The sequence below is a fragment of the Noviherbaspirillum aridicola genome (assembly GCF_019656455.1).
Taxonomy (GTDB): Bacteria; Pseudomonadota; Gammaproteobacteria; order Burkholderiales; family Burkholderiaceae_D; genus Noviherbaspirillum; species Noviherbaspirillum aridicola.
Map to the genome: position 1 here is coordinate 280,880 of NZ_BPMK01000002.1, position 24,134 is coordinate 305,013.

Sequence of the window (24,134 nt, forward strand, 5' to 3'; positions counted from 1 at the left end):
ATGCGGATCGGGCCACGTGGACGCGCTTGATAATTCTCAAGGGTCGCGACACTTGAGCCACTTCAAACCCCGGCGCTTCTTGCCGGGCTGCCGAATAAGGCAGACAATACCAAAAGCTTTCTCGAAAGAAAGAAAACACAGGCCGGAGCAGCAGTGCTCCGGCTTTGCCATGCCCGGTTCACGGGCAGCAATGGAACACGGATGATTTGCACGATCGGAGACTTTGATGCACGCCAGGACTGAGATGCGGGACGAACTGGACGAAAAGCTGTTGCTGCAGGTGCTGACGGCACTGAAAAAAGGGGATTTCTCGACCCGCATGCCGACCGACTGGACCGGCATGGCAGGCAAGATCGCCGACGCCGTCAACGACATCATGGAGGCCAACGAGCAGATCACGCGCGAGATCACGGAAGTGAGCCGCGAGGTCGGCCGTGAGGGCCGGCTGACGCAGCGTGCCGCGCTGCCTGCCACGGCCGGCGGCTGGACCACCATCGTGAAGTCGGTCAACACGCTGATCGACGACCTGGTGCGTCCGACCACCGAGATGGCGCGCGTGATCGGCGCCGTGGCCAAGGGCGACCTGTCGCAGACCATGGCGCTGGACGTCGACGGACGGCCGCTCAAGGGGCAATTCCTGCGCGCCGCGACGACTGCAAACACCATGGTGGAACAGCTTTCCTCGTTCGCCTCCGAAGTGACGCGGGTGGCGCGCGAGGTGGGCACCGAGGGCAAGCTCGGCGGCCAGGCGCACGTGCCGGGCGTGGCGGGTACCTGGAAAGACCTGACCGACTCGGTCAACTCGATGGCGGGCAACCTCACTTCCCAGGTGCGAAACATCGCCGATGTGACGACCGCGGTGGCCAACGGCGACCTGTCGAAGAAAATCACGGTGGACGTGCGCGGCGAGATCCTGCAGCTGAAAGACACGATCAACACCATGGTGGACCAGCTGCGCTCGTTCGCGTCGGAAGTGACGCGGGTGGCGCGCGAGGTGGGCACCGAGGGCAAGCTCGGCGGCCAGGCCTATGTGCCGGGCGTCGGGGGCACCTGGAAGGACCTGACCGACAACGTGAACTTCATGGCGTCCAACCTTACGGGCCAGGTGCGAAACATCGCGGAAGTGACCACCGCGGTGGCCAACGGCGACCTGTCGAAGAAGATTACCGCGGACGCCAAGGGCGAGATCCTGCAGCTGAAAGACACGATCAACGTGATGGTGGACCAGCTGTCGTCGTTCGCGTCGGAAGTGACGCGCGTGGCGCGCGAGGTGGGTACCGAGGGCAAGCTCGGCGGCCAGGCGCAGGTGAAGGGCGTGGCGGGCACCTGGAAGGACCTGACCGACTCGGTGAACTCGATGGCGGGCAACCTGACCTCGCAGGTGCGAAACATCGCGGAAGTGACGACCGCGGTGGCGAACGGCGACTTGTCGAAGACGATCACCGCGGACGCCAAGGGCGAGATCCTGGAGCTGAAGAACACCATCAACACCATGGTGGACCAGCTCAACTCCTTTGCATCGGAAGTGACGCGGGTGGCGCGTGAAGTGGGTACCGAGGGCAAGCTCGGCGGCCAGGCGCAGGTGAAGGGCGTCGGCGGCACATGGGCCGATCTGACCGACAACGTGAACTTCATGGCGTCCAACCTCACCGGCCAGGTGCGAAACATCGCGGAAGTGACCACCGCCGTGGCGCGCGGCGACCTGTCGAAGAAGATCACCGTCGACGTCAAGGGCGAGATTCTCGAACTGAAGGACACCATCAACGTGATGGTGGACCAGCTGTCGTCGTTCGCGTCGGAAGTGACGCGGGTGGCGCGCGAGGTGGGTACCGAGGGCAAGCTCGGCGGCCAGGCGAACGTGCCGGGCGTGGCGGGTACCTGGAAGGACCTGACCGACTCGGTCAACTCGATGGCTGGCAACCTGACCTCGCAGGTGCGAAACATCGCGGATGTGACCACCGCGGTGGCCAACGGCGACTTGTCGAAGAAGATTACCGCGGACGCCAAGGGCGAGATTCTCGAGCTGAAGAACACCATCAACGTGATGGTGGCCCAGCTGAACTCCTTCGCGTCGGAAGTGACGCGGGTGGCGCGCGAGGTGGGTACCGAGGGCAAGCTCGGCGGCCAGGCGAACGTGCCGGGCGTCGCGGGTACCTGGAAGGATCTGACCGATTCGGTGAACTCGATGGCGGGCAACCTGACCTCGCAGGTGCGAAACATCGCGGAAGTGACGACCGCGGTGGCGAACGGCGACTTGTCGAAGAAGATCACGGTGGACGTGCGCGGCGAGATCTTCGAGCTGAAGAACACCATCAACGTGATGGTGGACCAGCTGAATTCCTTCGCCTCGGAGGTGACGCGGGTGGCGCGGGAGGTGGGCACCGAGGGCAAGCTCGGCGGCCAGGCGCATGTGAAGGGCGTCGGCGGTACCTGGAAAGACCTGACCGACAACGTCAACTTCATGGCGTCCAACCTCACCGGCCAGGTGCGCAACATCGCGGAAGTGACCACCGCCGTGGCGCGCGGCGACCTGTCGAAGAAGATCACCGTGGACGTCAAGGGCGAGATTCTCGAGCTGAAGAACACCATCAACGTGATGGTGGACCAGCTGTCGTCGTTCGCGTCCGAGGTGACGCGGGTGGCGCGCGAGGTGGGTACCGAAGGCAAGCTCGGCGGCCAGGCGAACGTGTCGGGTGTCGCGGGTACCTGGAAGGACCTGACCGACTCGGTCAACTCGATGGCGGGCAACCTCACCTCGCAGGTGCGAAACATCGCGGAAGTGACCACCGCGGTGGCGAACGGCGACTTGTCCAAGAAGATCACGGTGGACGTGCGCGGCGAGATCCTGCAGCTGAAAGACACGATCAACACCATGGTGGACCAGCTGCGCTCCTTCGCGTCGGAGGTGACGCGGGTGGCGCGGGAAGTGGGTACCGAAGGCCGTCTCGGCGGCCAGGCCAACGTGCCCGGTGCGTCGGGCACCTGGAAGGATCTGACCGATAACGTGAACTTCATGGCGTCCAACCTGACGGCTCAGGTGCGGAATATCGCGGAGGTGACGACGGCGGTGGCGCGCGGTGACCTCTCCAAGAAGATCACCGTGGACGTCAAGGGCGAGATCCTGGAGCTGAAAGACACCATCAACGTGATGGTGGACCAGCTGTCGTCGTTCGCGTCGGAAGTGACGCGGGTGGCGCGCGAGGTGGGCACCGAGGGCAAGCTCGGCGGCCAGGCTCAGGTGGAGGGTGCGGCCGGCACCTGGAAGGACCTGACCGACAACGTCAACTTCATGGCGGCCAACCTGACCGCGCAGGTACGCGGCATCGCCGGCGTGGTGACCGCGGTCGCGAACGGCGACCTCAAGAAAAAGCTGACCGTGGCCGCGCGAGGCGAAATCGCCGCGCTGGCCAACACGATCAACGAGATGACCGATACCCTGGCGGTGTTTGCCGACCAGGCCACCACCGTGGCGCGCGAAGTGGGCGTGGAGGGCAAGCTCGGCGGCCAGGCCTCGGTGCCGGGCGCCGCCGGTACCTGGAAGGATCTGACCGAGAACCTGAACCGGATGGCCGCGACGCTGACCACCCAGGTGCGTGCGATTGCGGAAGTGGCGACTGCGGTGACCCGCGGCGACCTCTCGCGGTCGATCCAGGTGGAAGCGCGCGGCGAGGTGGCGGACCTGAAGGACAACATCAACGAGATGATCCGCAACCTGAAGGAAACCACGCAGAAGAACGCGCAGCAGGACTGGCTCAAGACCAACCTCGCGCGCTTCACCCGCCTGCTGCAGGGCCAGCGCGACCTGACCGCGGTGACGTCGCTGATCCTGTCCGAGCTGGCGCCGCTGGTGTCGGCACATCACGGCGTGTTCTACATGATGGATTCGCAGGAGCCGGATGCCCGTCTGCGGATGATTGCGAGCTACGGCTATCGCTCCAGCCGCAAGCTGCCGACCTCCTTCCTGCCGGGCGAAGGTCTGGTGGGACAGTGCGTGCTGGAAAAGCAGCGCATCTGGCTGACCAATGTTCCGCGCGACTACATCCAGGTCTCTTCCGGACTCGGCGCCGCGCCGCCCACCAATATCGTGGTGCTGCCGATCCTGTTCGAGCAGCAGGTGAAGGCGGTGATCGAAATCGCCTCACTCGACCGCTTCACCGAGACCCACCTGTCCTTCCTCGACCAGCTGATGGAATCCATCGGCGTGGTGCTCAACACCATCGAGGCCAACAGCCGTACCGAGTCGCTGCTGACCCAGTCGCAGTCCCTCGCCCAGGAACTGCAGCAGACCAACCTGGAGCTGGCGGAAAAGGCGCGCCTGCTGTCGGAACAGAACATCGAGGTGGAACGCAAGAACCGCGAGGTGGAGCAGGCCAAGCTGGCGCTGGAAGAAAAAGCCACGCAGCTGGCGCTGTCGTCCAAGTACAAGTCCGAGTTCCTGGCCAACATGTCGCACGAGCTGCGTACGCCGCTCAACAGCCTGCTGATTCTGGCCCAGCAACTGTCGGACAACCCGGACGGCAACCTGACCGAGCGCCAGGTGGAATTCGCCAAGACCATCTTCGGCTCCGGCAGCGACCTGCTGACCCTGATCAACGACATTCTCGACCTGTCGAAGATCGAGTCGGGCACCGTCACGCTGGAACTCAGCGAATACCGCTTCCGCACGCTGGCGGGCTATGTCGAGCGCACCTTCCGCCACATGGCCGAAGCCAAGCAGCTCGGCTTCTCGGTGGAGCTCGACGAGGAGTTGCCGCAGTCGATGATGACCGACACCACGCGCCTGCAGCAGATCCTCAAGAACCTGCTGTCGAACGCGTTCAAGTTCACCAGCCGCGGCAACGTGGCCCTCAGGATCGGCATGGCGCGCTCGGGCTGGACGCCGGAGCATGCCAACCTGGCGCAGGCGGACGCGGTGCTGGCCTTCTCGGTCAGCGATACCGGCGTCGGCATCGCGTCCGACAAGCTGCAATTGATCTTCGAAGCCTTCCAGCAGGCCGACGGCAGTACCGCGCGCAAGTATGGCGGCACCGGCCTCGGCCTGTCGATCAGCCGCGAGCTCGCGCGCCTGCTCGGCGGCGAGATCAGGGTCGAGAGCGTGGTGGGCGCGGGCAGCACCTTCACCCTGTACCTGCCGTACAACCGCTCCGGCTTCATCGGCAATGAAAGCGGGACGTCGTCCCGCCGCGTGCTGGCGCTGCACTCTGCCGACGACGGCGACGTGATCGACGTGGTCGATAACCAGGCCGAACTCGAACACAGCCAGCTGAGCGTATCGCCGGCGGCGATTCCCTACGAAACCAGCAGCGACGACCGCGCGCTGGTGTCGCCGGGCGATCCCTCGGTGCTGATCGTGGAGGATGACGCCCGCTTCGCCAATGTGCTGCTCGATCATGCACGGGAGAAGAACTTCAAGGGCATCGTGACACACAGCGGGGATTCCGCGCTGACGCTGGCGCGCGACTACCTGCCGGCCGCCATCCTGCTCGACATCGACCTCCCGGACATCGACGGCTTCACCGTGCTGGACCGCCTCAAGCGCGATCCGGGCACGCGCCACATCCCGGTGCATGTGATGACCAACCTGAAGGAGCGCGAACGCGTGCTGCGCCAGGGCGCGATTTCCTATCTCCACAAGCCGGTCAGCCGCGAGCGCCTGCAGGAAGAATTCAGCCGCATCCAGCAGTTCCTCATCCGCGGCAAGCGCAGCCTGCTGGTGGTGGAGGACGATGTGCTGCAGCGCGATTCCATCGTCGAACTGATCGGCGCCGGCGATGTCCATATCGTCGCCGTCGGCAGCGGCAAGGAGGCGCTGGAAGCGCTCGAGGCGGCGCATTTCGATTGCATGGTGCTCGACCTGACGCTGCCCGACATCAGCGGCTTCGACCTGCTGGCCCGTATCGGCGACGATGCGGCCCTGCGCGATCTGCCGGTCGTGGTGTACACGGCCAAGGATCTCAGCCGCAAGGAGGTCGCCCAGCTCAAGCGCGTGGCCAAGACCATCGTCGTCAAGGATGCGCGCTCGCCGGAGCGGCTGCTCGATGAAACCGCGCTGTTCCTGCATCGTTCGCCGACCAGCCTGCCCGAGATGCAGCGCCGCATGCTGGAGGAAATCCAGGCGGCCGACGGCGGTCTCGCGGGACGCAAGGTGCTGATCGTCGACGACGACCTGCGCAACATCTTCGCGCTCAGCTCCGTGCTGGAGCGCCAGCAGATGCAGGTGCTGTTCGCCGAGAACGGCAAGGACGGGATCGAGGTGCTGGAAAAGGATCCGGGCATCGAGATCGTACTGATGGACATCATGATGCCGGAGATGGATGGCTATGACACGATGCGCGCGATCCGGGCGATTCCCCGCTTCCGGTCGCTGCCCATCATCACGCTCACCGCGAAGGCGATGAAGGGCGACCGCGACAAGTGCCTCGCCGCCGGCGCATCGGATTACATCACCAAGCCGGTGGACGTGGCTCAGCTGCTGTCCCTGATGCGCATATGGCTACATCAATGACAGGAACGCCCTCGGGCGCGGTGCCGCAGACCGTGGAGGCGCTGGAGATCGATCTCCTGCTGGAGGCGATCTTCCGCTGCTACGGCCACGATTTCCGCGGCTATCGGCGGGAGGTGCTCAAGCGGCGGCTGCAGCCTCTGATCAGGGACGAGGGGCTCGACGGATTGTCGGCGCTGCAGGGCAGGGTGCTGCACGACCCCGCGTGCAGCGCACGGGTGATCCGGGCGCTGACGCAGCGCCCGGCCTCGCTGTTTGACGATCCGGAGTACTTCAGGCAGCTGCGGGAAGTGATGACGCCCTGGCTGCGCTCCTGCCCGTCGCCGAGGGTGTGGCTCGCCGAGTGCGGGACCGCGGAGGACGCCTGCGCGCTCGCCATCCTCCTCGCCGAGGAAGGCTTGCATGAGAAGACGCATATCTTTGCGACCGCGGAGGACGAGGGCTTGTTGCGGGACGCCAGCAGCGGGCGCTTCGCCGCCGGCCGCCTGGCCGAGTATGTCTACAACTACCGGGCCGCGGGCGGCAAGCGGGAGCTGTCGGACTACTTCGGCCGCGACGCCGGCGGTCCGCTGTTCAGCGAGGCGCTGCGCAGCAATATCACCTGGGCGCAGTACAGCCTCGCCACGGACGCATCGTTCAATGAATTCCAGATGATCGTTTGCCGCCGCGCGCTGCGCGACTTCGGCGGCCACCTGCGCCGCCGCACCCTGCAGCTGTTCTATGAAAGCATGCCGCTGTTCGGCATATTGAGTGTCGACGAGCGGGACGACATGCAGGCCGCGCCCTTCGTCCAGCGCTACAAGCCGGTCGCGGAGGCGTGCGGCCTGTACCGCCGGATTGCGTGAGCGGCGCCGCGCCGCGTTTTCAGCCGGCGGCGGGCAGTGAATAGCCGAGCACGCTGGAGATGCGGCCGGCGGTGCTCACCAGGTCTTCCACCCATTCATCCTGCAGGCGGTCGGCCGGCGCCGAGATAGACAGGCCGGCCACCAGCTTGCCGCTGTCGTCGTGGATGCCGGCGGCGATGCAGCGCACCCCGAGTTCCAGCTCTTCATTGTCGCGCGCGTAGCCGCGGGCACGCACCAGGCTCAGCTCGCGTTCGAGCTTCACCAGGTCGGTGATGGAATTCTTGTTGTGCCCCGCCAGCCCGGTCCGGGTGGCATAGGCGCGCACCTGCTTGGGATCGTCGGCCGACAGGAACAGCTTGCCGGTCGAGGTCAGGTGCAGCGGCGCGCGTCCGCCGATCGCACGCACCACCTGCATGCCCGAGCGCTCCGAGAACGAACGGTCGATGTACACGATCTCGTCGCCCTGGCGCACCGACAGGTTGACCGTCTGGTGGGTCTTGCGGTGCAGTTCGCGCATGAACTCCAGCGCCGCTTCGCGCACATCCAGCCGGCTCTTCACGATATTGCCCAGTTCGAGCAGACGCATGCCAAGCCGGTAGGAGCCTGCTTCCGCGCGGTCGACGAAACGCTTGACGACGAGGTCGTTCAGGATGCGGTGGGCGGTGGAGGGATGCAGCCCGGTGGTGGCGGACAACTCCTTCAGGCTGACGGGATCGGGATATTGGGCCAGAGCGTCCAGCAGCGAGATCATGCGCTCGATCACCTGGATCGATATCTGGCTTTCGGTGGAGGACTGTTCCGTTTTCATGTTCCGATTGGTGCGTTGCAATAAGCGCTTTTATACCACATTGTGAAAAATACGAAAAGGCGTGCGAAAATTTTTTCGCTCTTGCAGGCCGAATTTTTCATCCTTGGTGCGCGCGCCTTTTTCGCGCTGTCGGCCTCATAATGCGGGATCGGAAATTCGGGGAAACAGATGCGCGTAGGATTGTTTGTCACCTGCCTGGTGGACGCAATGCGGCCGGAAATCGGCTTTTCGACCTTGAAACTGCTCGAGGCGGCGGGCTGCGAAGTGGTGGTGCCGGAGACTCAGACCTGCTGCGGACAGCCGGGCTACAGTTCGGGCGACCGCAAGGCCGCCCGCGCGCTGGCGGAAAAGTTCGTGCAAGAGTTCGAGGGATTCGACTATGTCGTGATCCCTTCCGGCTCCTGCGGCGGCAATGTGAAGACGCATTACGCCGACCTGTTCGCGGATGATCCGGCGTGGTCGGCCCGCATGGCGCGACTCGCTCCGCGTGTGTACGAGCTGACGGATTTCCTGCACAGCGTGGCCCGGATCCGGGACCTGCCCGGCGCCGGCAAGTGCAGCGCCACCATCACCTACCACGACTCCTGCTGCGGCCTGCGCGAACTCGGCGTGCAACGCCAGCCGCGCGCACTGCTGGAGCAGGCCGGGGTGACGGTTACCGAGATGAAGGACAGCCGGCAGTGCTGCGGCTTCGGTGGCACCTTCGCCGTCAAGTACGGCGACATCTCATCGGCGATCGTCGACGACAAGTGCGCCAACATCCAGGCCAGCGGCGCCGACGCGGTAGTGCTCGGCGACCTCGGCTGCATGCTCAACATCGAAGGCAGGCTGCGCCGCACCGGGGACGACAAGACGCGCGTCCTGCATGTGGCGCAGGTGCTGGCGGGAGACATCTGATGCAGATCCAGTCCATGCATTTCAAGGCGCGCGCGGGCCAGAAACTCGCCGACCAGCGCCTGCAGCAGAATCTGAAAAAGCTGTCGACCAAGTTCGTCAGCGGCCGCGCGTCGGCGATCACCGAACTCGACGACTTCGAGGGCACGCGCGATGCCGCCATCGAGCGCCGCATGCGCGCGATCGAGAACCTCGACGTCTGGCTGGCCACCTTCGAGCAGAACGCCACCCGCGCCGGCGCCACCGTGCTGTATGCGGAGAGCGCGGAAGACGCTTCCCGGCTGGTGGTCGAGATCGCGAAGAAGCACGGCGTGAAGAAGGCGACCAAATCCAAGTCCATGGTGTCCGAGGAGATGGCGCTCAACAAGGCGCTCGAGGCCGCCGGCATCCAGCCGGTGGAGACCGATCTCGGCGAATACATCCTGCAGATCAACAACAACGAGGCGCCGTCGCACATCATCGCGCCGGCGGTGCACAAGGACAAGGAGGAGATTTCCGATCTCTTCGCACGCGTGCACCAGCGGCCGCGGCTGACGGACATTCCGCAGATGACGCGCGAGGCGCGCGAGATGCTGCGCCCGCACTTCCTGTCTTCGGACATGGGCATCACCGGCGGCAACTTCGTGATCGCCGAGACCGGCTCGGTCGCGGTCGTCACCAACGAGGGCAACGAGGGCATGTGCACGATCCTGCCGCCCAAGGTGCACGTGGTCGTCACCGGCATCGAGAAAGTGCTGCCGACCCTGGAGGACTTCGCCACCGTGATGCGGCTGCTGCCGCGCTCGGCCACCGGGCAGTCGATCTCCAACTATGTGTCGCTGCTTACCGGCCCGCGCCGCGAAGGCGACCGCGACGGCCCGGAGCACATGTACTTCGTGCTGGTGGACGGCGGCCGCACCGGCCTCGTCGGCAGCGAGTTCCAGGAGATGCTGCGCTGCATCCGCTGCGGCGCCTGCATGAATCACTGCCCGGTCTATCAGAAGATCGGCGGCCACAGCTATGGCTGGGTGTATCCGGGCCCGATGGGCAGCGTGCTCACGCCGTCCTATGCAGGCGTCGAGAAAGCCGTCGACCTGCCGCAGGCCTCGACCCTGTGCGGCGAATGCCATGTGGTCTGCCCGGTGCGCATCCCGCTGCCCGACCTGTTGCGCAAGCTGCGCGAGAAGCAGGTGGCGCAGCATCTGCGGCCGGGATTCGAGCGCCTGGGACTGACCGTCTGGGCATTTGTCGCGCGCCGGCCGGCGCTGTATCGTATCGCCAGCAGGTTCGGCGTGCGCGCGCTGCGGCTGCTGGCCGGCGGCCGCAAGACGATTTCCAGGCTGCCGTTCGCGCGCGGCTGGACCGATTACCGGGAGATGCCGGCGCCCAGCGGCAAGACATTCAGGGAGCTGTACAGGGAACGCAAATGACGGAGCAGTCCAGGGTCAGCGAGTTCAAGAGCAAGAGCGGCATCAGGCGCATCCTCAATGCCTGTTCCTATTCCCTGCAGGGCCTGCGCAATGCGTTCCGCACCGAGCATGCATTCCGCCAGGAGCTGATGGTGGCGGTGCCGGCGGCCGTCGTGGCGCTGCTGCTGCCGCTGCCGGCGCTGCACAGGCTGGCCCTGATCGGCGTGCTGCTGCTGGTGCTGATTGTCGAACTGATCAATTCCGCCATCGAGGCGGTGGTCGACCGCATTTCCCTCGAACGGCATCCGCTCTCCAAGAACGCGAAGGACTTCGGCAGCGCGGCGGTCATGATCGCGCTGCTGCTGGCCGCCGCGACCTGGGCAGTCATTCTCTGGCCCCTCCTGGCATGACGCGCGGTGTCGCCTCCGCGCATCGCCGGAGGGCATAAGCATTGCCAAAATCCTTCGTTTCCCTCACGCCCGCGCCGCGCTAGTCTACAATCTGCGGAGATTTTTCCTTGCGGCACCCCGACTGCCGCACCAGACCATGAGCGCGAGGTAAGAAGGGATGCAGATCGAGATTCGGACAGCACGGACGGACGATGCGCAGGAGGTATGCAGCCTTCTTTGCAGAAGCATCGCGCAATGCTGTACCGAGGATCATCGCAATGACCCCGCCATACTCGCCGCCTGGCTCGGCAACAAGACGCCGGAAAACATCGCTTCCTGGTTTGCCTGCGGCGCCAACATCTCTCTCGTGGCCGAACTCGACGGCCGGATCGCCGGCATCGCCATCCTCACCCGGGCCGGCAAGATCGCCTTGTTCTATGTGAGTCCGGAGCTGCGCTTTCAGGGCGTCGGCAAGCGTCTGCTGCAGGAGGTGGAGCAGCGGGCGGGCGGCCTGGGCGTGCAGACAGTGCAGGTGCCGAGCACGCTGACCGCGCGCCGCTTCTACCAGAGCAGCGGCTACGAAGACCGCTGCACCACCATCTCCGCCTACGGCGCGGAAGCCATCGTCATGGCCAAGGTCCTGCCCGCGGACACGCATAAACGCTGCCGCTGCGGCGGCTGAGGCAGTCGCAAAGTCGCAGGGCGCGTGGACGACGCCGATGCCGAGGATATCGAGCCGCATGAGGTCGTCCTGCGCGTAGACCTGGCGTCGGCCTGCTGCGCTTGATGCCTCGGGCCGTCATGCTGCAATGCGGGTGTGACGGCTGGTCCGGGCATGCATCTTATCCCCGCTGTCCTCCTGGTCAAGTCCGCAGAAGCGCCTGAGTACGTTGCGCATGATCTGCTGCACGGCCGGATTGACCCGGTCGCCCCAGGGGCCGAAGTCGTCCAGTCCCCAGTTCCACTGCATCGACCCGGTTGCGAACACGCCGGCACCGCTGGCGGCGGTGTAGTAGGTCATGTTGGAATACCGCACTTCCATCACCGGTACCGGTGCGGTGTCGTCTATCGGTGCCTGGTAGGGGGAGGACGCCAGGATCTGGGTGCCGGCCGGCGTCAGCAGCGGGTCGACGCGGTCGACCTCGTAGCCCAGCATGCCCCTGAGGACGGAACCCCGGCGCAGGTCCGTCCCGGCGCAGATCCAGCCCGAGCAGTCGTCCATCACCATGTCCAGGTCGACGGAGTTGTAGTCGTACATCACGCCGATCAGCGTCACCTCCGGCCGGTTGATGGCCAGGTCGCGCCATGTCAGCGTAGTGAGGGAGAGATTGCTACCGTACATCGGGTCGGCCGCCGCCGAGTGATACTTGTAGCAGACCACAGTGCGGTCAGGCTGGAGCCGGGCATCCGGCTCCAGCCTGATCTGCCAGTAGCCGGCGTTGGCGCCGACGAAGGCCAGGTGCACGCCCTTGTCGCGCGCCTGCTCCAGCGCGTCGCGCATGTTCCTGGTCCAGTATTCGTCATGGCCGACCGAGAGGAAGCCGCGATACCGCTGCACGGCTTCCGGTTTCCTGTGCACGGCGATGTTGGTTGTGTATGCAACGTCGTAGCCCTCGCGCTCGGCGAAGCGCAGCATCTTGTGCTCCCAGCTGAGGAAGTCGCCCGCGCCCTTGCCGTCGCACGGCCGCTGCGGATTGCGGTAGGGGCGGTTGAAGGACAGCTTGTACGCATGCCTGTTGCCGAGGCTGTTCTCGTCGTAAAAGCTGTAGCCGCCCCAGTTGTTGTAGGCCGCATAAGTGGTGACGCTGGCCTGGAACAGCAGCGCCGCCTCGCGCTCGTCGTCGCGCACCACGAAGATGATGTAGCTCTGCTTGCCGCTGACGCCGGCTCTCAGCCTGACCAGGTAAATGCCGCTTGCCCAGTCCGTGGGGTCTTCCTCGTTTCGTGGAACGGAAAGCACATAGGGATCGGTCCAGTCGCATTCCACGAGACGATTGACCGAGTCGACGGACGGCAGCGGCTGCACTACCCCCGCGCGGGTGATCGGTCCCGCCACCAGCCGTCCGCCGGCGCCGCCGTACCAGCCGATGCGGTACACCGACATGGTGTAGCCCGGCTCCGGGGTGTTGACGTACAGGCGGATGGACTCGCCGCGATTGATGCTGGTGGCGGACGCATAGCCCTCGATCTCCCCCAGGCGCGCATAGTCGCGGTCTTCGATGTACCAGTCGCGCGTGACGCCCTCCGTCTTTTCGTTCTCCAGCTGGATCACGTTCTTTTGGGGAGGCGGGGGATCCTGCGGCGGGGGATCCTCGGGAGGCGGATCGGCGGGAGCCGGGTCGCGCGGCGACAGCGGATCGGCCGGTTTATCCGCCGGAGGCGTGACCGCCGGCCCGTTGCCCGAGGCCTTGTCGCCGCCGCCGCCTCCTCCTCCGCAGCCCGCCAGTACAAGAGGAACCGTACAGAGAAACTTCCTTCGTGTGAATCGCGTCATCGCTGCCCCCCCCTTTGTGTCGGCATTGCGGCGGTCGTTATAGATTTTGTAATTGTTGAGAGATTGTAAGAAAGTGAAACAGGACACTATTGAGGTTTTTCAAGGGAAATGCGCCTGCAGGTTAAGCGCGCGAAGCGCGAACCGGTTAAGGGGAATGCTGGCGTTCAAGCGGGAAGGAGGGGAGAAACGCTTTGATCGCGGCTTACTTTTCCAGCAGAGCCCACCGCAGGCGTCGTATTCTCGAATTTGATCAAAGCGGGCTTGACGAACTATCATCCCCCCGATGGCATCATTGCCACGCGGACGTTCCCACAACAAACAAGGAAAGGATTTGCCATGAACGCATACCAGTCGGGCGGGGTGTCTGAAGACATGGGCAAGCTGCTGCTGCGGGCAACACTGGCCATTCTCATTCTGTTCCACGGGGTGGCGAAGATATTCAACGGCGTCGGCGGCATCATGGGCATGGTGGGCAAGCTCGGGTTGCCCGCGGAGTTCGGCTACCTGGTCTATGTCGGTGAGGTGCTGGCGCCGCTGCTGGTGCTGATCGGCATCATGACCCGGCCGGCCGCGCTGATCATTGCCGTCAACATGGTGTTTGCGGTGGTGCTGGCGCATATGGGCGACCTGTTCTCCGTCACCAAGACCGGGGGCTGGGCCCTCGAACTGCAGGCGATGTTCCTCGTCGCCGCGCTGGCCGTGGCGCTGCTGGGCGCGGGCCGGTACAGCGCCGGCGGCAGCGGCGGGCGGTGGAATTGACAGTCCGCGGCCGACCCGGACCCGCTCGGTGAGCGGGTTTTTGTTGGCTTATGAAGAAAGCGAATAAAGAACCGCAAAACTATTCGTTCTGAATCTCTGGCCGTTTCTTTAACCTGAGGTCCTTCGTAAAAGTCCTCAGGGAGAAAACATGCTGCTCAAGAAACTGGTCCAGGTTGCTCTCGGCATCGCGCTTGCCGTGCCGTTCGCGCACGCCGCCGACGTCAACCTGCTCAACGTCTCCTATGATCCGACGCGCGAGCTGTACCAGGACTTCAACAAGGCCTTCGCTCAGCAATGGAAGTCCAGGTCGGGCGACAACGTCACCGTCAAGCAGTCGCACGGCGGTTCGGGCAAGCAGGCGCGCTCGGTGATCGACGGCCTCGACGCCGATGTCGTCACCCTGGCCCTGGCCTACGACATCGACGAGATCGCGAGCAAGGGGCTGCTGGCCAAGGACTGGCAGAAGCGTCTGCCACACAACAGCTCTCCCTATACCTCGACCATCGTTTTCCTGGTTCGCAAGGGCAATCCGAAAGGCATCAAGGACTGGGCGGATCTGGTCAAGCCGGGCGTATCGGTGATCACGCCCAATCCCAAGACCTCCGGCGGCGCGCGCTGGAACTACCTGGCGGCCTGGGGCTATGCGCTCAGGCAGCAGGGCGGCACGGAAGCGACCGCCAAGGATTTCGTGACCCGGCTGTTCAAGAACGTGCCGGTGCTCGACTCGGGCGCGCGTGGCGCCACCACGACCTTCGTCGAGCGCGGCATCGGCGACGTGCTGCTCGCCTGGGAAAACGAGGCCATCCTGGCCATCAAGGAACTCGGTCCGGAGAAGTTTGAAATCGTCGCGCCGTCGCTGAGCATCCTCGCCGAGCCGCCTGTCGCGGTGGTGGACAAGGTGGTGGACAAGCGCGGCACGCGCAAGGTGGCCGAGGCCTACCTGCAGTTCCTCTACACCGAGCAGGGGCAGGAGATCGCGGCGCAGAACTACTACCGTCCGGTCTCCGAGAAGGTCGGCCAGAAGTATGCGGCGCAATTCCCCAGGCTCAAGCTGTTCACGATCGACGAAGCGTTCGGCGGCTGGGGCAAGGCGCAGAAGGCGCACTTTGCGGACGGCGGGTCCTTCGACCAGATCTACCAGCCGGGCCGCAAGTAAGCGGCGCGGATCTGCGGAGCCACCCATGACTATCCTACTGCTTGCCGGCAGTCCGTCGATTCCGTCGCGTTCGACGCGGCTGCTGCACTATACCGGCGAGCGCCTGGCCGAGCGCGGGATGCGCACCGTCAAGCTGCACGTGCTGGACCTGCCCGCGCAGGCCCTGCTGCACGCCGACTTTGCCAGCCGCGACATCCGCACCGCCCAGGAAACCCTTGCCAGCGCCGAGGCGGTGGTGGTGGCGACGCCCGTCTACAAGGCTGCCTACAGCGGCATCCTGAAGGCTTTCCTCGACCTGCTGCCGCAGGACGGCCTGGCCGGCAAGCTGGTGCTGCCGCTGGCCACCGGCGGCAGCCAGTCTCACATGCTGGCGCTCGACTATGCGTTGCGGCCGGTGCTGACCGCGCTCGCCGCCCGCCACGTCCTGCCCAGCGTATTCGCCACCGACGCCCAGGTCGAATGGAACCAGCAGCAGGGCCTGCTGCTCGCGGAGCCGATCGTCAGGCGCATCGAAGCCGGCGTCGACCAGCTGACGGCCACCCTCGCATCGCTGCGGGCCGCGCGCGAAGAAGCCTTTGCGCCGGTGCATTTCTCGCAGGTCCGATGTAGCGTCTGACGGCTTCGCCGTCTCTCTCCCACTGAAGAAGAACATCTGCCCGTCACGGGCAGGAGGGCGGGCTTTTGCCCTGCAATCCGCAACGACAGACAAGGAAGGAAAGAAGATGAGCAATTTCGACGACAAGCGGCAGGGCCGGCGGCGCACGCTGGGCATCCTGTCCGCGGCGGCACTCGGCGCGCTGGCATCGGGCCTGAGCACCGCGGCATCTGCGCAGCAGAAGGGCGGCCTGCGGATCGGATATCAGAAGTACGGGACGCTGACCATCCTCAAGGCGCGCGGCAACCTGGAAAAGCGCTTCGCCGCGCAGGGCATCGACGTGCGGTGGACCGAATTCCCGTCCGGGCCGGCCCTGCTGGAAGCGCTGAACGTCGGCAGCGTCGACTATGGCACGGTGGGCGAGGCGCCGCCGATCTTTGCCCAGGCAGCGGGCGCGAACCTGGTCTACGTCGCCAACGAGCCGCCGGCCCCCGCATCGGAAGCGATCGTGGTGCCGAAAGACTCGGCGCTCAAGTCGGTGGCCGAACTCCGGGGCAGGAAGGTCGCGCTGAACAAGGGCTCCAACGTGCACTACCTGCTGGTGAAGGCGCTGGAGCGCGCCGGCGTCGCCTACAAGGATGTCAACGTGGTCTACCTCCCGCCCTCCGACGCCCGTGCCGCCTTCGAGCGCGGCAGCGTGGACGCCTGGGTGATCTGGGATCCCTTCCTCGCGGCGGCGGAGAAGCAGCTCGGCGCACGCATACTCGCCGACGGCCAGGGACTGGTCGCGAATCACCAGTTTTTTCTCGCTTCGCGTCCCTATGCGGAGAAGAACCCGGACGTGATCAAGGCGATACAGGATGAGCTGGTGGCGGTCGACGAATGGAGCAGGCGCAATGTCAAGGAGGTCGCCGCCATTCTGTCGCAGCAGATCGGCCTGCCCGCCGACATCGTCGAACTCGCCGCCGCGCGCTACAGCTACGGCGCGCAGCCGGTGAGCGACGCAGTGCTGGCGGAACAGCAGAAGATCGCGGACGTGTTCGCCTCGCTCAAGCTCATTCCGAAGAAGATCGACGTGCGCGCAGCGACGCTGCAGTCGCGCGCCTGAGGGAAAGGACAACAGCGATGAGCCTCAATGTATTCTGGTTTCTGCCGACCCACGGCGACAGCCGCTATCTCGGCACCAGCCGCGGCGCGCGATCCGTCAATCACGACTATCTCCGCCAGGTGGCGGTGGCCGCCGACAGCAACGGCTATGACGGCGTGCTGATTCCGACCGGGCGCTCCTGCGAGGATCCGTGGGTGGTGGCGTCCAGCCTCATCGGCGCCACCCGCAAGCTGAAATTCCTGGTCGCGATCCGGCCCGGCCTGAGCACCCCGGGACTGGCGGTGCGCACCGCGGCGACCTTCGACCGGCTGTCCAACGGCCGCCTGCTCGTGAACGTGGTGACCGGCGGCGACCAGGGCGAGCTGGAAGCCGACGGCCTGTTCGCCGATCATGCGCAGCGCTACGAAATCTCGGCGGAATTCCTGCGCGTGTGGCGCGCGGCGCTGGCCGGCGAGGGTGGCGCCGCGGGCTACGACTACGAGGGCAGGCATGTGCGCGTCAAGGGCGCGAAGACGCTGTATCCGGCGGTGCAGAAGCCATACCCGCCGCTGTACTTCGGCGGATCGTCCGAGGCGGCGCACGAGCTGGCGGCCGAACAGGTCGACGTCTACCTGACCTGGGGCGAGCCGCCGGCCGCCGTGGCCGAGAAGATCGCCGACCTTCGCGCACGCGCGGCGAAGCATGGCCGCACGCTGCGCTTCGGCATCCGCCTGCATGTGATCGTGCGGGAGACGAACGAACAGGCCTGGAAGGCCGCGGATGAACTGATCAGCGAACTCGACGACGAGACGATCGCCAAGGCGCAGGCATCGTTCGCGAAGATGGATTCGGTCGGCCAGCGCCGGATGGCGGCGCTGCACGGCGGCCGGCGCGACAGGCTGGAAGTGTCGCCCAATTTGTGGGCCGGCGTCGGACTGGTGCGCGGCGGCGCGGGCACCGCCCTCGTGGGCGATCCGGAAACCGTGGCCACGCGCATGCGCGAATACGCCGAACTCGGCATCGATACCTTCATCCTGTCCGGCTATCCGCACCTGGAAGAAGCCTATCGTTTCGCGGAACTGGTCTTCCCGCTGATCGGCAAGCGCAACGCGAACGCGCCGGAGGGATCGCTGACGGGACCGTTCGGCGAAGTCATCTCCAACGACATCCTGCCCAGGGTTTCGCAGAGCTGAGGAGCATTCCATGCATGTGACCACTACGGATTTCGAAGCGCTGCTGCCGGCGGCCGCCGGGCACCGCGCGAGCGCCTGGCGCGCGCAATGGTTTTCGCGCCTCGCGCCCTGGCTGGCGCCGCTGACCCTGGTCGCCGTCTGGCAGTTCGCCTCGCAGGCGGGCTGGCTTTCGAGCCGCATCCTGCCGGAGCCGCTCGCCGTGCTGCGCGCGGCATGGGAACTGGCCGCTTCGGGCGAGTTGTGGGTGCACCTGAAGACCAGCGCGTGGCGCGCATTGTCGTCGTTCGCCGTCGGCGGCGGGCTCGGCCTGCTGCTGGGCCTGCTGACCGGCACCTTCCGGCGCGCCGAGCTGCTGCTCGACACCACGCTGCAGATGATCCGCAACATCCCCGCGCTGGCGCTGATTCCGCTCGTGATCCTGTGGTTCGGCATCGATGAAACCGCGAAGCTGTTCCTGGTCTCGGTCGGCGTGTTCTTCCCCGTCTATCTGAATACCTTTCACGGCATCCGCTCGGTGGACCGCGGACTGATAGAGATGGCGCGCAGCTACGGGCTGTCCGGCTGGGCACTGTACCGGGACGTGATCCTGCCGGGCGCGCTGCCGTCCATCCTGGTCGGCGTGCGTTTTTCGCTCGGCCTGGTCTGGGTGCTGCTGATCGTGGCCGAAACCATCTCCGCGCAATCCGGCATCGGCTACATGACGATGAATGCGCGGGAGTTTCTGCAGACGGACGTGGTGCTGGTCGGCATCCTGCTCTATGCGCTGCTCGGCAAGCTGGCCGACATGCTGGCGCGGGGCGTGGAGCGATTCGCGCTGCGCTGGCATCCGGGATACCGTCAGGGAGGGCAGGCATGAAGGTAGATCGACAGGAGCGGCGCGAGCTGCAGCAGGCGGCGGGCGCGCCCAAAGCAGGCGCGGCCCTGCGCCTGCAGGGCTTGTGGAAGTCCTTCAGCGGCCGCCATGTGCTCAGGGCCATCGACCTGCAGATCGAACCCGGCGAGTTCGTCGCCATCGTCGGCCGCAGCGGCTGCGGCAAGAGCACCCTGCTGCGGCTGGTCGCCGGCCTGGAGCAGGCGGACAGCGGCCGCATGGAGTTCGACGCGGCCGGCGAGCGGCCCGATACCCGCATCATGTTCCAGGACTCGCGGCTGCTGCCGTGGAAGAAAGTGCTCGACAACGTTGCCCTCGGCCTGCAGGGCGGGCGGGAGAGAGCAGGGCAGGCGCTGGAGAAGGTCGGCCTGCGCGAGCGCGCCGGCGAATGGCCGGCCGTGCTGTCCGGCGGCCAGCGGCAGCGCGTGGCGCTGGCCCGTGCGCTGGTGCATGAACCGCGGCTGCTGCTGCTCGACGAGCCGCTCGGTGCCCTCGATGCCCTGACGCGGATCGAGATGCAGCAGCTGATCGAAGACTTGTGGCGCCAGCGCGGCTTCACCGCCCTGCTGGTCACGCATGACGTGCAGGAAGCGATCGCGCTCGCGGACCGCGTGCTGCTGGTCGAAGACGGCCGCATCACGCTCGACCAGCGCATCGATCTGCCGCGGCCGAGAGCGCGCGGCAGCGCCGCCTTCGCCAGCCTGGAAGAAGCCGTGCTCGCACGCGTGCTGCAGCATCGGCCGGCGACGGCGAGCGGCGAGGGCGAATTCGGCGACGTTTCGCTGCTGCGCACCGTCGGCCAGGTGGCCTGGGCCGTCTGACATCGACCATTCAACCGTTACAACTAAGGAGAAAACATGAGCATTACCGCCATCAACGTACGCAACCAGTTCCGCGGCAAGGTCAAGGCCATCATCGACGGACCGGTGGTGTCCGAAGTGGATGTCGAGACGCCGGCCGGCATCGTGACGTCCGTGATCACCACGCGCTCGGTGCGCGACCTCGGGCTGGCGCCGGGCGTGGAAGTGGTCGCGCTGGTGAAGGCGACCGAGGTGTCGATCGCCAAGCTTTGATCTTGCGGAGGCGGGCATGCCTTTTCCCGTGCTGCAGGATTATCTCGGCAGGCTTTACAGTACGCCCGGGGCCAATACCCGGGTCTGGGCCGACGCCTCGGGACGCGCCTTCGGGCGCTTCTTTTCATTCCGGCGTTGGCACATTGTTAGAACGGGCCCAGGCAAATACGAAATCCTGATAAACACATGCAAAAAGATTCGTTCGCCATATAACGACGCAATGCAATCATGGCGCTTCCTTAGCAGATTTTGTAATAAGAGAAGAACCATGGCATTGGCAATCGCTGCGGCAGGGCAAGTCAGAAAGCCCGCTCGCGTGATACCGGGCTTTCATCTGTCGCTCGGTTTCACCCTGTTTTACCTGGCGCTGATCGTGCTGATCCCGCTGTCGGCCGTTTTCCTGAAGACCTTCACCATGACCTGGGATGCCTTCTGGACCGCGGTCAGCAACGAGCGGGTGGTCGCGTCCTACAAGCTCACCTTCGGCGCCTCGCTGATCGGCGCGGCGCTGAACGTCGTGTTCGGCGGCATCGTCGCCTGGGTACTGGTGCGCTACCGCTTCCCCGGCAAGAAAATCGTCGACGCACTGGTCGACCTGCCGTTCGCGCTGCCGACCGCGGTCGCCGGCATTGCGCTCACCGCCCTCTACTCGGGCAACGGCTGGATCGGCCGTCACCTCGAACCGCTCGGCATCAAGGTGGCGTTCACGCCGCTGGGCGTGCTGGTGGCGCTGACCTTCATCGGCCTGCCTTTCGTGGTGCGCACCGTGCAGCCGGTGCTGGAAGAGGCAGAGCGCGAACTGGAGGAGGCCGCGGCCAGCCTCGGCGCGAGCCGCCTGCAAACCTTCGCCCGGGTGATCTTCCCGACGATCCTGCCGGCGCTGCTCACCGGTTTCGCGCTGGCCTTCGCCCGCGCCACCGGGGAATACGGCTCGGTGATCTTCATCGCCGGCAACATGCCGATGGTTTCCGAGATCACGCCGCTGTTCATCATTACCAAGCTGGAGCAGTACGACTACACCGGCGCCACCGCGATCGCGGTGGTCATGCTGCTGGTCTCGTTCGCGCTGCTGTTGACCATCAACCTGTTGCAAGCCTGGACGCGCAAGCGCGGCCATGGCGGGAGGGCATGACATGAGCGGCGCAGCCGTATCCACATTGCCGGTCGGCGCCGTCGCGGCGGAGCCGGTCTACGCGCCGGCGGCGACCGTCGAACCCGCCTGGGTGCGCGGCATGCTGATCGCCGTCGCGCTCGGTTTCCTGACGCTGTTCCTGTTCATCCCGCTGGTGGCCGTATTCAGCGAAGCGCTGCGCAAGGGCTGGGACGCCTATGCCGCGGCCATCGTCGAACCCAACGCCCTGGCGGCGATCCGCCTGACGCTGCTGACCGCCGCCATCGCGGTGCCGCTGAACCTGGTGTTCGGCGTGGCCGCCGCATGGTGCATCGCCAAGTTCGAATTCCGCGGCAAGAATATCCTGCTGACCCTGATCGACCTGCCTTTCTCGGTGTCGCCGGTGATCTCGGGCCTGATCTATGTGCTGCTGTTCGGCGCGCAGGGCTGGTTCGGGCCCTGGCTGCGCGAGTACGACATCAAGATCCTGTTCGCGGTGCCCGGCATCGTGCTGGCCACCATCTTCGTGACCTTTCCCTTCGTCGCCCGCGAACTCATCCCGCTGATGCAGTCGCAGGGTACGGAAGAGGAAGAGGCGGCCCTGGTGCTGGGCGCCTCGGGCTGGCGCACCTTCTGGCACGTGACCCTGCCCAACATCAAATGGGGCCTGCTGTACGGCGTCATTCTCTGCAACGCGCGGGCGATGGGCGAGTTCGGCGCGGTGTCGGTGGTGTCCGGGCATATCCGCGGCGAGACCAACACCATGCCGCTGCAGGTCGAGATCCTCTACAACGAATACAACTTCGCGGCGGCGTTCGCCGTGGCCTCCCTGCTGGCATTGCTGGCGCTGGTCACGCTGGCGCTGAAAACCCTGGTCGAATGGCGCGCCAGGGACTCGCATCTGAAACCTCTGCATGAAGGCCGGGAGCAGCAATGAGCATCGAAGTCAAACATATCCATAAACAGTTCGGCAGTTTCGTCGCCCTCGACGATGTCTCGCTCGCCTTTCCGCAGGGCGAACTGACGGCGCTGCTCGGCCCGTCGGGCTGCGGCAAGACCACGCTGCTGCGCATCATCGCCGGCCTCGAGCAGCCCGATTCGGGACAGGTCTTCCTCGACGGCGAGGACGCCTCCGGCCATCATGTGCGCGAGCGGCAGGTCGGTTTCGTGTTCCAGCACTACGCGCTGTTCAAGCACATGACGGTGTTCGAAAACATCGCCTTCGGCCTGCGCGTGAAGCCGCGCAAGCAGCGGCCGTCGGAAAGCGAGATCAGGAAGAAAGTCATGTCGCTGCTCGAGCTGGTGCAGCTCGACTGGCTGGCCGACCGCTATCCGCCGCAGCTGTCCGGCGGCCAGCGCCAGCGCATCGCTCTGGCCCGCGCGCTCGCGGTGGAGCCGCGCGTGCTGCTGCTGGACGAGCCCTTCGGCGCGCTCGACGCCAAGGTGCGCAAGGAGTTGCGCCGCTGGCTGCGCCGCCTGCACGACGAACTGCATGTGACGAGCATCTTCGTTACGCACGACCAGGAAGAGGCGCTGGAAGTGGCGGACCAGGTGGTGCTGATGAACAAGGGCAGGGTGGAGCAGATCGGCGCGCCCGACGATGTCTACAACCATCCCGCCACGCCTTTCGTCTACGGCTTCCTCGGCAACGTGAACCTGTTCCATGGGCGCGTGCATGAAGGCGTGCTGGAAGACGGCGGGCTGTCGCTGCAGGCGCCCGACCATGCCGGCGCGCGCAATGCGCGGGGAACCGGCTACGTGCGTCCGCACGAGCTGGAGATCGACCGCTACCGCGCCGACGCGGAGGGCATCGTCGCCCGGCTGCGCCGCGCCCATGCGCTCGGACCGCTGGCGCAGCTCGAGCTGGAGCGCGCCGACAACGCGCAGCTGATCGAAGCCGTGATCTCCACCGAGCGCTATGCGGAGCTGGCGCTGCAGGAGGGCGAAACGCTGCTGGTGCGGCCCAGGCGCCTGCGCGTCTTCGTCGATGCCGCCGAGGGAGGCCGCGCATGAACTTCCAGCAATTGCGTTCGGTGCGCGAAGCCGCCAGGCGCGGCTACAACCTGACCGAGGTGGCGAACGTGCTGTTCACCTCGCAGCCCGGCGTCAGCCGCCAGATCCGCGAACTCGAGGAAGAGCTGGGCGTGGAGATCTTCGAGCGCAACGGCAAGCGCCTCACCGGGCTCACCGAGCCGGGCAAGGGCATCCTGCACATCATCGAGCGCCTGCTGCTCGAAGCGGAAAACCTGCGCCAGGCCAGCCAGGAATACGCGGGCGAGCGCAGCGGCACGCTGACCATCGCCACCACCCACACGCAGGCCCGCTACGTCCTGCCGCAGGTGGTGCAGTCCTTCCGCAACGCCTTTCCCGACGTGCGCATCGCGCTGCAGCAGAGTTCGCCGGAACACATCGCGGAATTAGTCATCTCCGGCAAGGCCGACATCGGCATCGCCACCGAGGGCCTGAGCCAGTTCGAGGAACTGGTGTCGTTCCCGTGCTACCACTGGAGCCACATGGTGGTCGTGCCCGAGTCGCATCCGCTGGCGGCGCTGACATCGGTATCGCTGCGCGACCTGGCCGACTATCCGCTGATCACCTACGACGTCGGCTTCACCGGCCGCAGCCACATCGATGACGCCTTCGGCGCTGCCGGTATCAACCCGGACATCGTGCTGACCGCGATGGATTCCGACGTCATCCAGCAGTACGTGTCGCTCGGACTGGGTGTCGGCATCGTCGCCTCCATGGCGGTCGAGCACAACCGCGCCGGTGGCCTGGTCGCGCTCGAAGCCGCGCATCTGTTCGCGCCCAACGTGACGCGGCTCGCGGTGAGGCGCGGCGCCTACCTGCGTTCCTATACCTATGAATTCATCCTGCGCTTTGCGCCGGAGCTGAAGCGCTCGGACGTCGTGACCGCGCTCAATCTGAGCGGGCAGTGAACAACCGTCCCGCGGGCGCGGGACGGTGCG

At 65.7% G+C, this 24,134-nt stretch carries 20 protein-coding genes; 18 read left to right on the top strand and 2 right to left on the bottom strand.

Annotation, left to right across the window (positions count from 1 at the left end):
* Window positions 1-226 precede the first annotated feature (226 nt).
* Together NCCP691_RS03180 and NCCP691_RS03185 are read left to right on the top strand one after the other, a co-directional pair.
* Window positions 227-6,505 carry a HAMP domain-containing protein gene (locus NCCP691_RS03180; RefSeq protein WP_220806793.1) on the top strand — a complete coding sequence of 2,093 codons (6,279 nt, stop codon included), beginning with the start codon at window positions 227-229 and terminating at the stop codon, window positions 6,503-6,505.
* A complete protein-coding gene (locus NCCP691_RS03185; RefSeq protein WP_220806794.1) occupies window positions 6,502-7,347 on the top strand; it encodes a CheR family methyltransferase in 846 nt (281 codons plus the stop codon). The genes NCCP691_RS03180 and NCCP691_RS03185 overlap by 4 nt, the downstream gene beginning before the upstream one ends.
* A 19-nt stretch (window positions 7,348-7,366) precedes the next feature.
* Here the strand turns inward: NCCP691_RS03185 and NCCP691_RS03190 are convergent, their stop codons facing one another.
* On the bottom strand, window positions 7,367-8,155 hold the full coding sequence (locus NCCP691_RS03190) for an IclR family transcriptional regulator (protein ID WP_220806795.1): 789 nt from the start codon (window positions 8,153-8,155) through the stop codon (window positions 7,367-7,369).
* Between the two features lie 168 nt (window positions 8,156-8,323).
* Between NCCP691_RS03190 and NCCP691_RS03195 the strand changes: the two genes are divergently transcribed.
* From NCCP691_RS03195 to NCCP691_RS03210, 4 genes are all read left to right on the top strand, one after another.
* Window positions 8,324-9,052 (top strand): (Fe-S)-binding protein, encoded by a 729-nt coding sequence (locus NCCP691_RS03195; RefSeq protein WP_220806796.1) that lies wholly within the window; start codon window positions 8,324-8,326, stop codon window positions 9,050-9,052.
* Window positions 9,052-10,458, top strand: coding sequence for a LutB/LldF family L-lactate oxidation iron-sulfur protein (locus NCCP691_RS03200; RefSeq protein ID WP_220806797.1), 1,407 nt, complete (start codon window positions 9,052-9,054; stop codon window positions 10,456-10,458). Before NCCP691_RS03195 ends, NCCP691_RS03200 begins: the two co-directional genes overlap by 1 nt.
* Window positions 10,455-10,847, top strand: coding sequence for a diacylglycerol kinase (locus NCCP691_RS03205; RefSeq protein WP_220806798.1), 393 nt, complete (start codon window positions 10,455-10,457; stop codon window positions 10,845-10,847). The genes NCCP691_RS03200 and NCCP691_RS03205 overlap by 4 nt, the downstream gene beginning before the upstream one ends.
* A 157-nt stretch (window positions 10,848-11,004) precedes the next feature.
* Complete coding sequence (locus NCCP691_RS03210; RefSeq protein WP_220806799.1) at window positions 11,005-11,508, top strand: GNAT family N-acetyltransferase; 504 nt, start codon at window positions 11,005-11,007, stop codon at window positions 11,506-11,508.
* A 117-nt stretch (window positions 11,509-11,625) separates the two neighbouring features.
* On the opposite strand, the gene NCCP691_RS03215 is transcribed toward NCCP691_RS03210, so the two are convergent.
* Window positions 11,626-13,320 (bottom strand): N,N-dimethylformamidase beta subunit family domain-containing protein, encoded by a 1,695-nt coding sequence (locus tag NCCP691_RS03215; RefSeq protein WP_220806800.1) that lies wholly within the window; start codon window positions 13,318-13,320, stop codon window positions 11,626-11,628.
* Between the two features lie 336 nt (window positions 13,321-13,656).
* Here NCCP691_RS03215 and NCCP691_RS03220 point away from each other — a divergent pair, with 336 nt between their 5' ends.
* The 12 genes from NCCP691_RS03220 to NCCP691_RS03275 all read left to right on the top strand — a co-directional run bounded on the left by NCCP691_RS03220 (window position 13,657) and on the right by NCCP691_RS03275 (window position 24,104).
* Window positions 13,657-14,079 carry a DoxX family protein gene (locus tag NCCP691_RS03220; protein WP_220806801.1) on the top strand — a complete coding sequence of 141 codons (423 nt, stop codon included), beginning with the start codon at window positions 13,657-13,659 and terminating at the stop codon, window positions 14,077-14,079.
* 148 nt (window positions 14,080-14,227) lie between these two features.
* A complete protein-coding gene (locus NCCP691_RS03225; RefSeq protein WP_220806802.1) occupies window positions 14,228-15,235 on the top strand; it encodes a sulfate ABC transporter substrate-binding protein in 1,008 nt (335 codons plus the stop codon).
* 25 nt (window positions 15,236-15,260) lie between these two features.
* Window positions 15,261-15,851, top strand: coding sequence for an NADPH-dependent FMN reductase (gene ssuE, locus NCCP691_RS03230; protein ID WP_220806803.1), 591 nt, complete (start codon window positions 15,261-15,263; stop codon window positions 15,849-15,851).
* Window positions 15,852-15,957: 106 nt separating this feature from the next.
* Complete coding sequence (locus NCCP691_RS03235) at window positions 15,958-16,938, top strand: sulfonate ABC transporter substrate-binding protein (RefSeq protein WP_220806804.1); 981 nt, start codon at window positions 15,958-15,960, stop codon at window positions 16,936-16,938.
* Window positions 16,939-16,955: 17 nt separating this feature from the next.
* On the top strand, window positions 16,956-18,110 hold the full coding sequence (gene ssuD / locus NCCP691_RS03240; RefSeq protein WP_220806805.1) for an FMNH2-dependent alkanesulfonate monooxygenase: 1,155 nt from the start codon (window positions 16,956-16,958) through the stop codon (window positions 18,108-18,110).
* Window positions 18,111-18,126: 16 nt separating this feature from the next.
* Window positions 18,127-18,966 carry an aliphatic sulfonate ABC transporter permease SsuC gene (gene ssuC / locus NCCP691_RS03245; protein WP_373870318.1) on the top strand — a complete coding sequence of 280 codons (840 nt, stop codon included), beginning with the start codon at window positions 18,127-18,129 and terminating at the stop codon, window positions 18,964-18,966.
* Entirely contained in the window at window positions 18,963-19,802 is an 840-nt protein-coding gene (locus NCCP691_RS03250; RefSeq protein ID WP_220806807.1) for an ATP-binding cassette domain-containing protein, read from the top strand. Before ssuC ends, NCCP691_RS03250 begins: the two co-directional genes overlap by 4 nt.
* A 36-nt stretch (window positions 19,803-19,838) precedes the next feature.
* Window positions 19,839-20,054: a TOBE domain-containing protein gene (locus tag NCCP691_RS03255; protein ID WP_220806808.1), complete on the top strand. Its 216-nt coding sequence runs from the start codon at window positions 19,839-19,841 to the stop codon at window positions 20,052-20,054.
* 268 nt (window positions 20,055-20,322) lie between these two features.
* Window positions 20,323-21,186: a sulfate ABC transporter permease subunit CysT gene (cysT, locus tag NCCP691_RS03260; protein WP_220806809.1), complete on the top strand. Its 864-nt coding sequence runs from the start codon at window positions 20,323-20,325 to the stop codon at window positions 21,184-21,186.
* Window position 21,187: 1 nt separating this feature from the next.
* Window positions 21,188-22,102, top strand: coding sequence for a sulfate ABC transporter permease subunit CysW (cysW, locus tag NCCP691_RS03265; protein WP_220806810.1), 915 nt, complete (start codon window positions 21,188-21,190; stop codon window positions 22,100-22,102).
* Window positions 22,099-23,178, top strand: a complete 1,080-nt coding sequence (locus tag NCCP691_RS03270; protein WP_220806811.1) for a sulfate/molybdate ABC transporter ATP-binding protein — start codon at window positions 22,099-22,101, stop codon at window positions 23,176-23,178. The genes cysW and NCCP691_RS03270 overlap by 4 nt, the downstream gene beginning before the upstream one ends.
* A complete protein-coding gene (locus NCCP691_RS03275) occupies window positions 23,175-24,104 on the top strand; it encodes a CysB family HTH-type transcriptional regulator (protein WP_220806812.1) in 930 nt (309 codons plus the stop codon). Before NCCP691_RS03270 ends, NCCP691_RS03275 begins: the two co-directional genes overlap by 4 nt.
* Window positions 24,105-24,134: the final 30 nt, after the last annotated feature.

Excerpts from the sequence above, each read along its gene's own strand:
- NCCP691_RS03180 (WP_220806793.1), top strand. The coding sequence starts at position 227 with ATGCACGCCAGGACTGAGATGCGGGACGAACTGGACGAAAAGCTGTTG.
- NCCP691_RS03185 (WP_220806794.1), top strand. The coding sequence starts at position 6,502 with ATGACAGGAACGCCCTCGGGCGCGGTGCCGCAGACCGTGGAGGCGCTG.
- NCCP691_RS03190 (WP_220806795.1), bottom strand. The coding sequence starts at position 8,155 with ATGAAAACGGAACAGTCCTCCACCGAAAGCCAGATATCGATCCAGGTG.
- NCCP691_RS03195 (WP_220806796.1), top strand. The coding sequence starts at position 8,324 with ATGCGCGTAGGATTGTTTGTCACCTGCCTGGTGGACGCAATGCGGCCG.
- NCCP691_RS03200 (WP_220806797.1), top strand. The coding sequence starts at position 9,052 with ATGCAGATCCAGTCCATGCATTTCAAGGCGCGCGCGGGCCAGAAACTC.
- NCCP691_RS03205 (WP_220806798.1), top strand. The coding sequence starts at position 10,455 with ATGACGGAGCAGTCCAGGGTCAGCGAGTTCAAGAGCAAGAGCGGCATC.
- NCCP691_RS03210 (WP_220806799.1), top strand. The coding sequence starts at position 11,005 with ATGCAGATCGAGATTCGGACAGCACGGACGGACGATGCGCAGGAGGTA.
- NCCP691_RS03215 (WP_220806800.1), bottom strand. The coding sequence starts at position 13,320 with ATGACGCGATTCACACGAAGGAAGTTTCTCTGTACGGTTCCTCTTGTA.
- NCCP691_RS03220 (WP_220806801.1), top strand. The coding sequence starts at position 13,657 with ATGAACGCATACCAGTCGGGCGGGGTGTCTGAAGACATGGGCAAGCTG.
- NCCP691_RS03225 (WP_220806802.1), top strand. The coding sequence starts at position 14,228 with ATGCTGCTCAAGAAACTGGTCCAGGTTGCTCTCGGCATCGCGCTTGCC.
- ssuE (WP_220806803.1), top strand. The coding sequence starts at position 15,261 with ATGACTATCCTACTGCTTGCCGGCAGTCCGTCGATTCCGTCGCGTTCG.
- NCCP691_RS03235 (WP_220806804.1), top strand. The coding sequence starts at position 15,958 with ATGAGCAATTTCGACGACAAGCGGCAGGGCCGGCGGCGCACGCTGGGC.
- ssuD (WP_220806805.1), top strand. The coding sequence starts at position 16,956 with ATGAGCCTCAATGTATTCTGGTTTCTGCCGACCCACGGCGACAGCCGC.
- NCCP691_RS03250 (WP_220806807.1), top strand. The coding sequence starts at position 18,963 with ATGAAGGTAGATCGACAGGAGCGGCGCGAGCTGCAGCAGGCGGCGGGC.
- NCCP691_RS03255 (WP_220806808.1), top strand. The coding sequence starts at position 19,839 with ATGAGCATTACCGCCATCAACGTACGCAACCAGTTCCGCGGCAAGGTC.
- cysT (WP_220806809.1), top strand. The coding sequence starts at position 20,323 with ATGGCATTGGCAATCGCTGCGGCAGGGCAAGTCAGAAAGCCCGCTCGC.
- cysW (WP_220806810.1), top strand. The coding sequence starts at position 21,188 with ATGAGCGGCGCAGCCGTATCCACATTGCCGGTCGGCGCCGTCGCGGCG.
- NCCP691_RS03270 (WP_220806811.1), top strand. The coding sequence starts at position 22,099 with ATGAGCATCGAAGTCAAACATATCCATAAACAGTTCGGCAGTTTCGTC.
- NCCP691_RS03275 (WP_220806812.1), top strand. The coding sequence starts at position 23,175 with ATGAACTTCCAGCAATTGCGTTCGGTGCGCGAAGCCGCCAGGCGCGGC.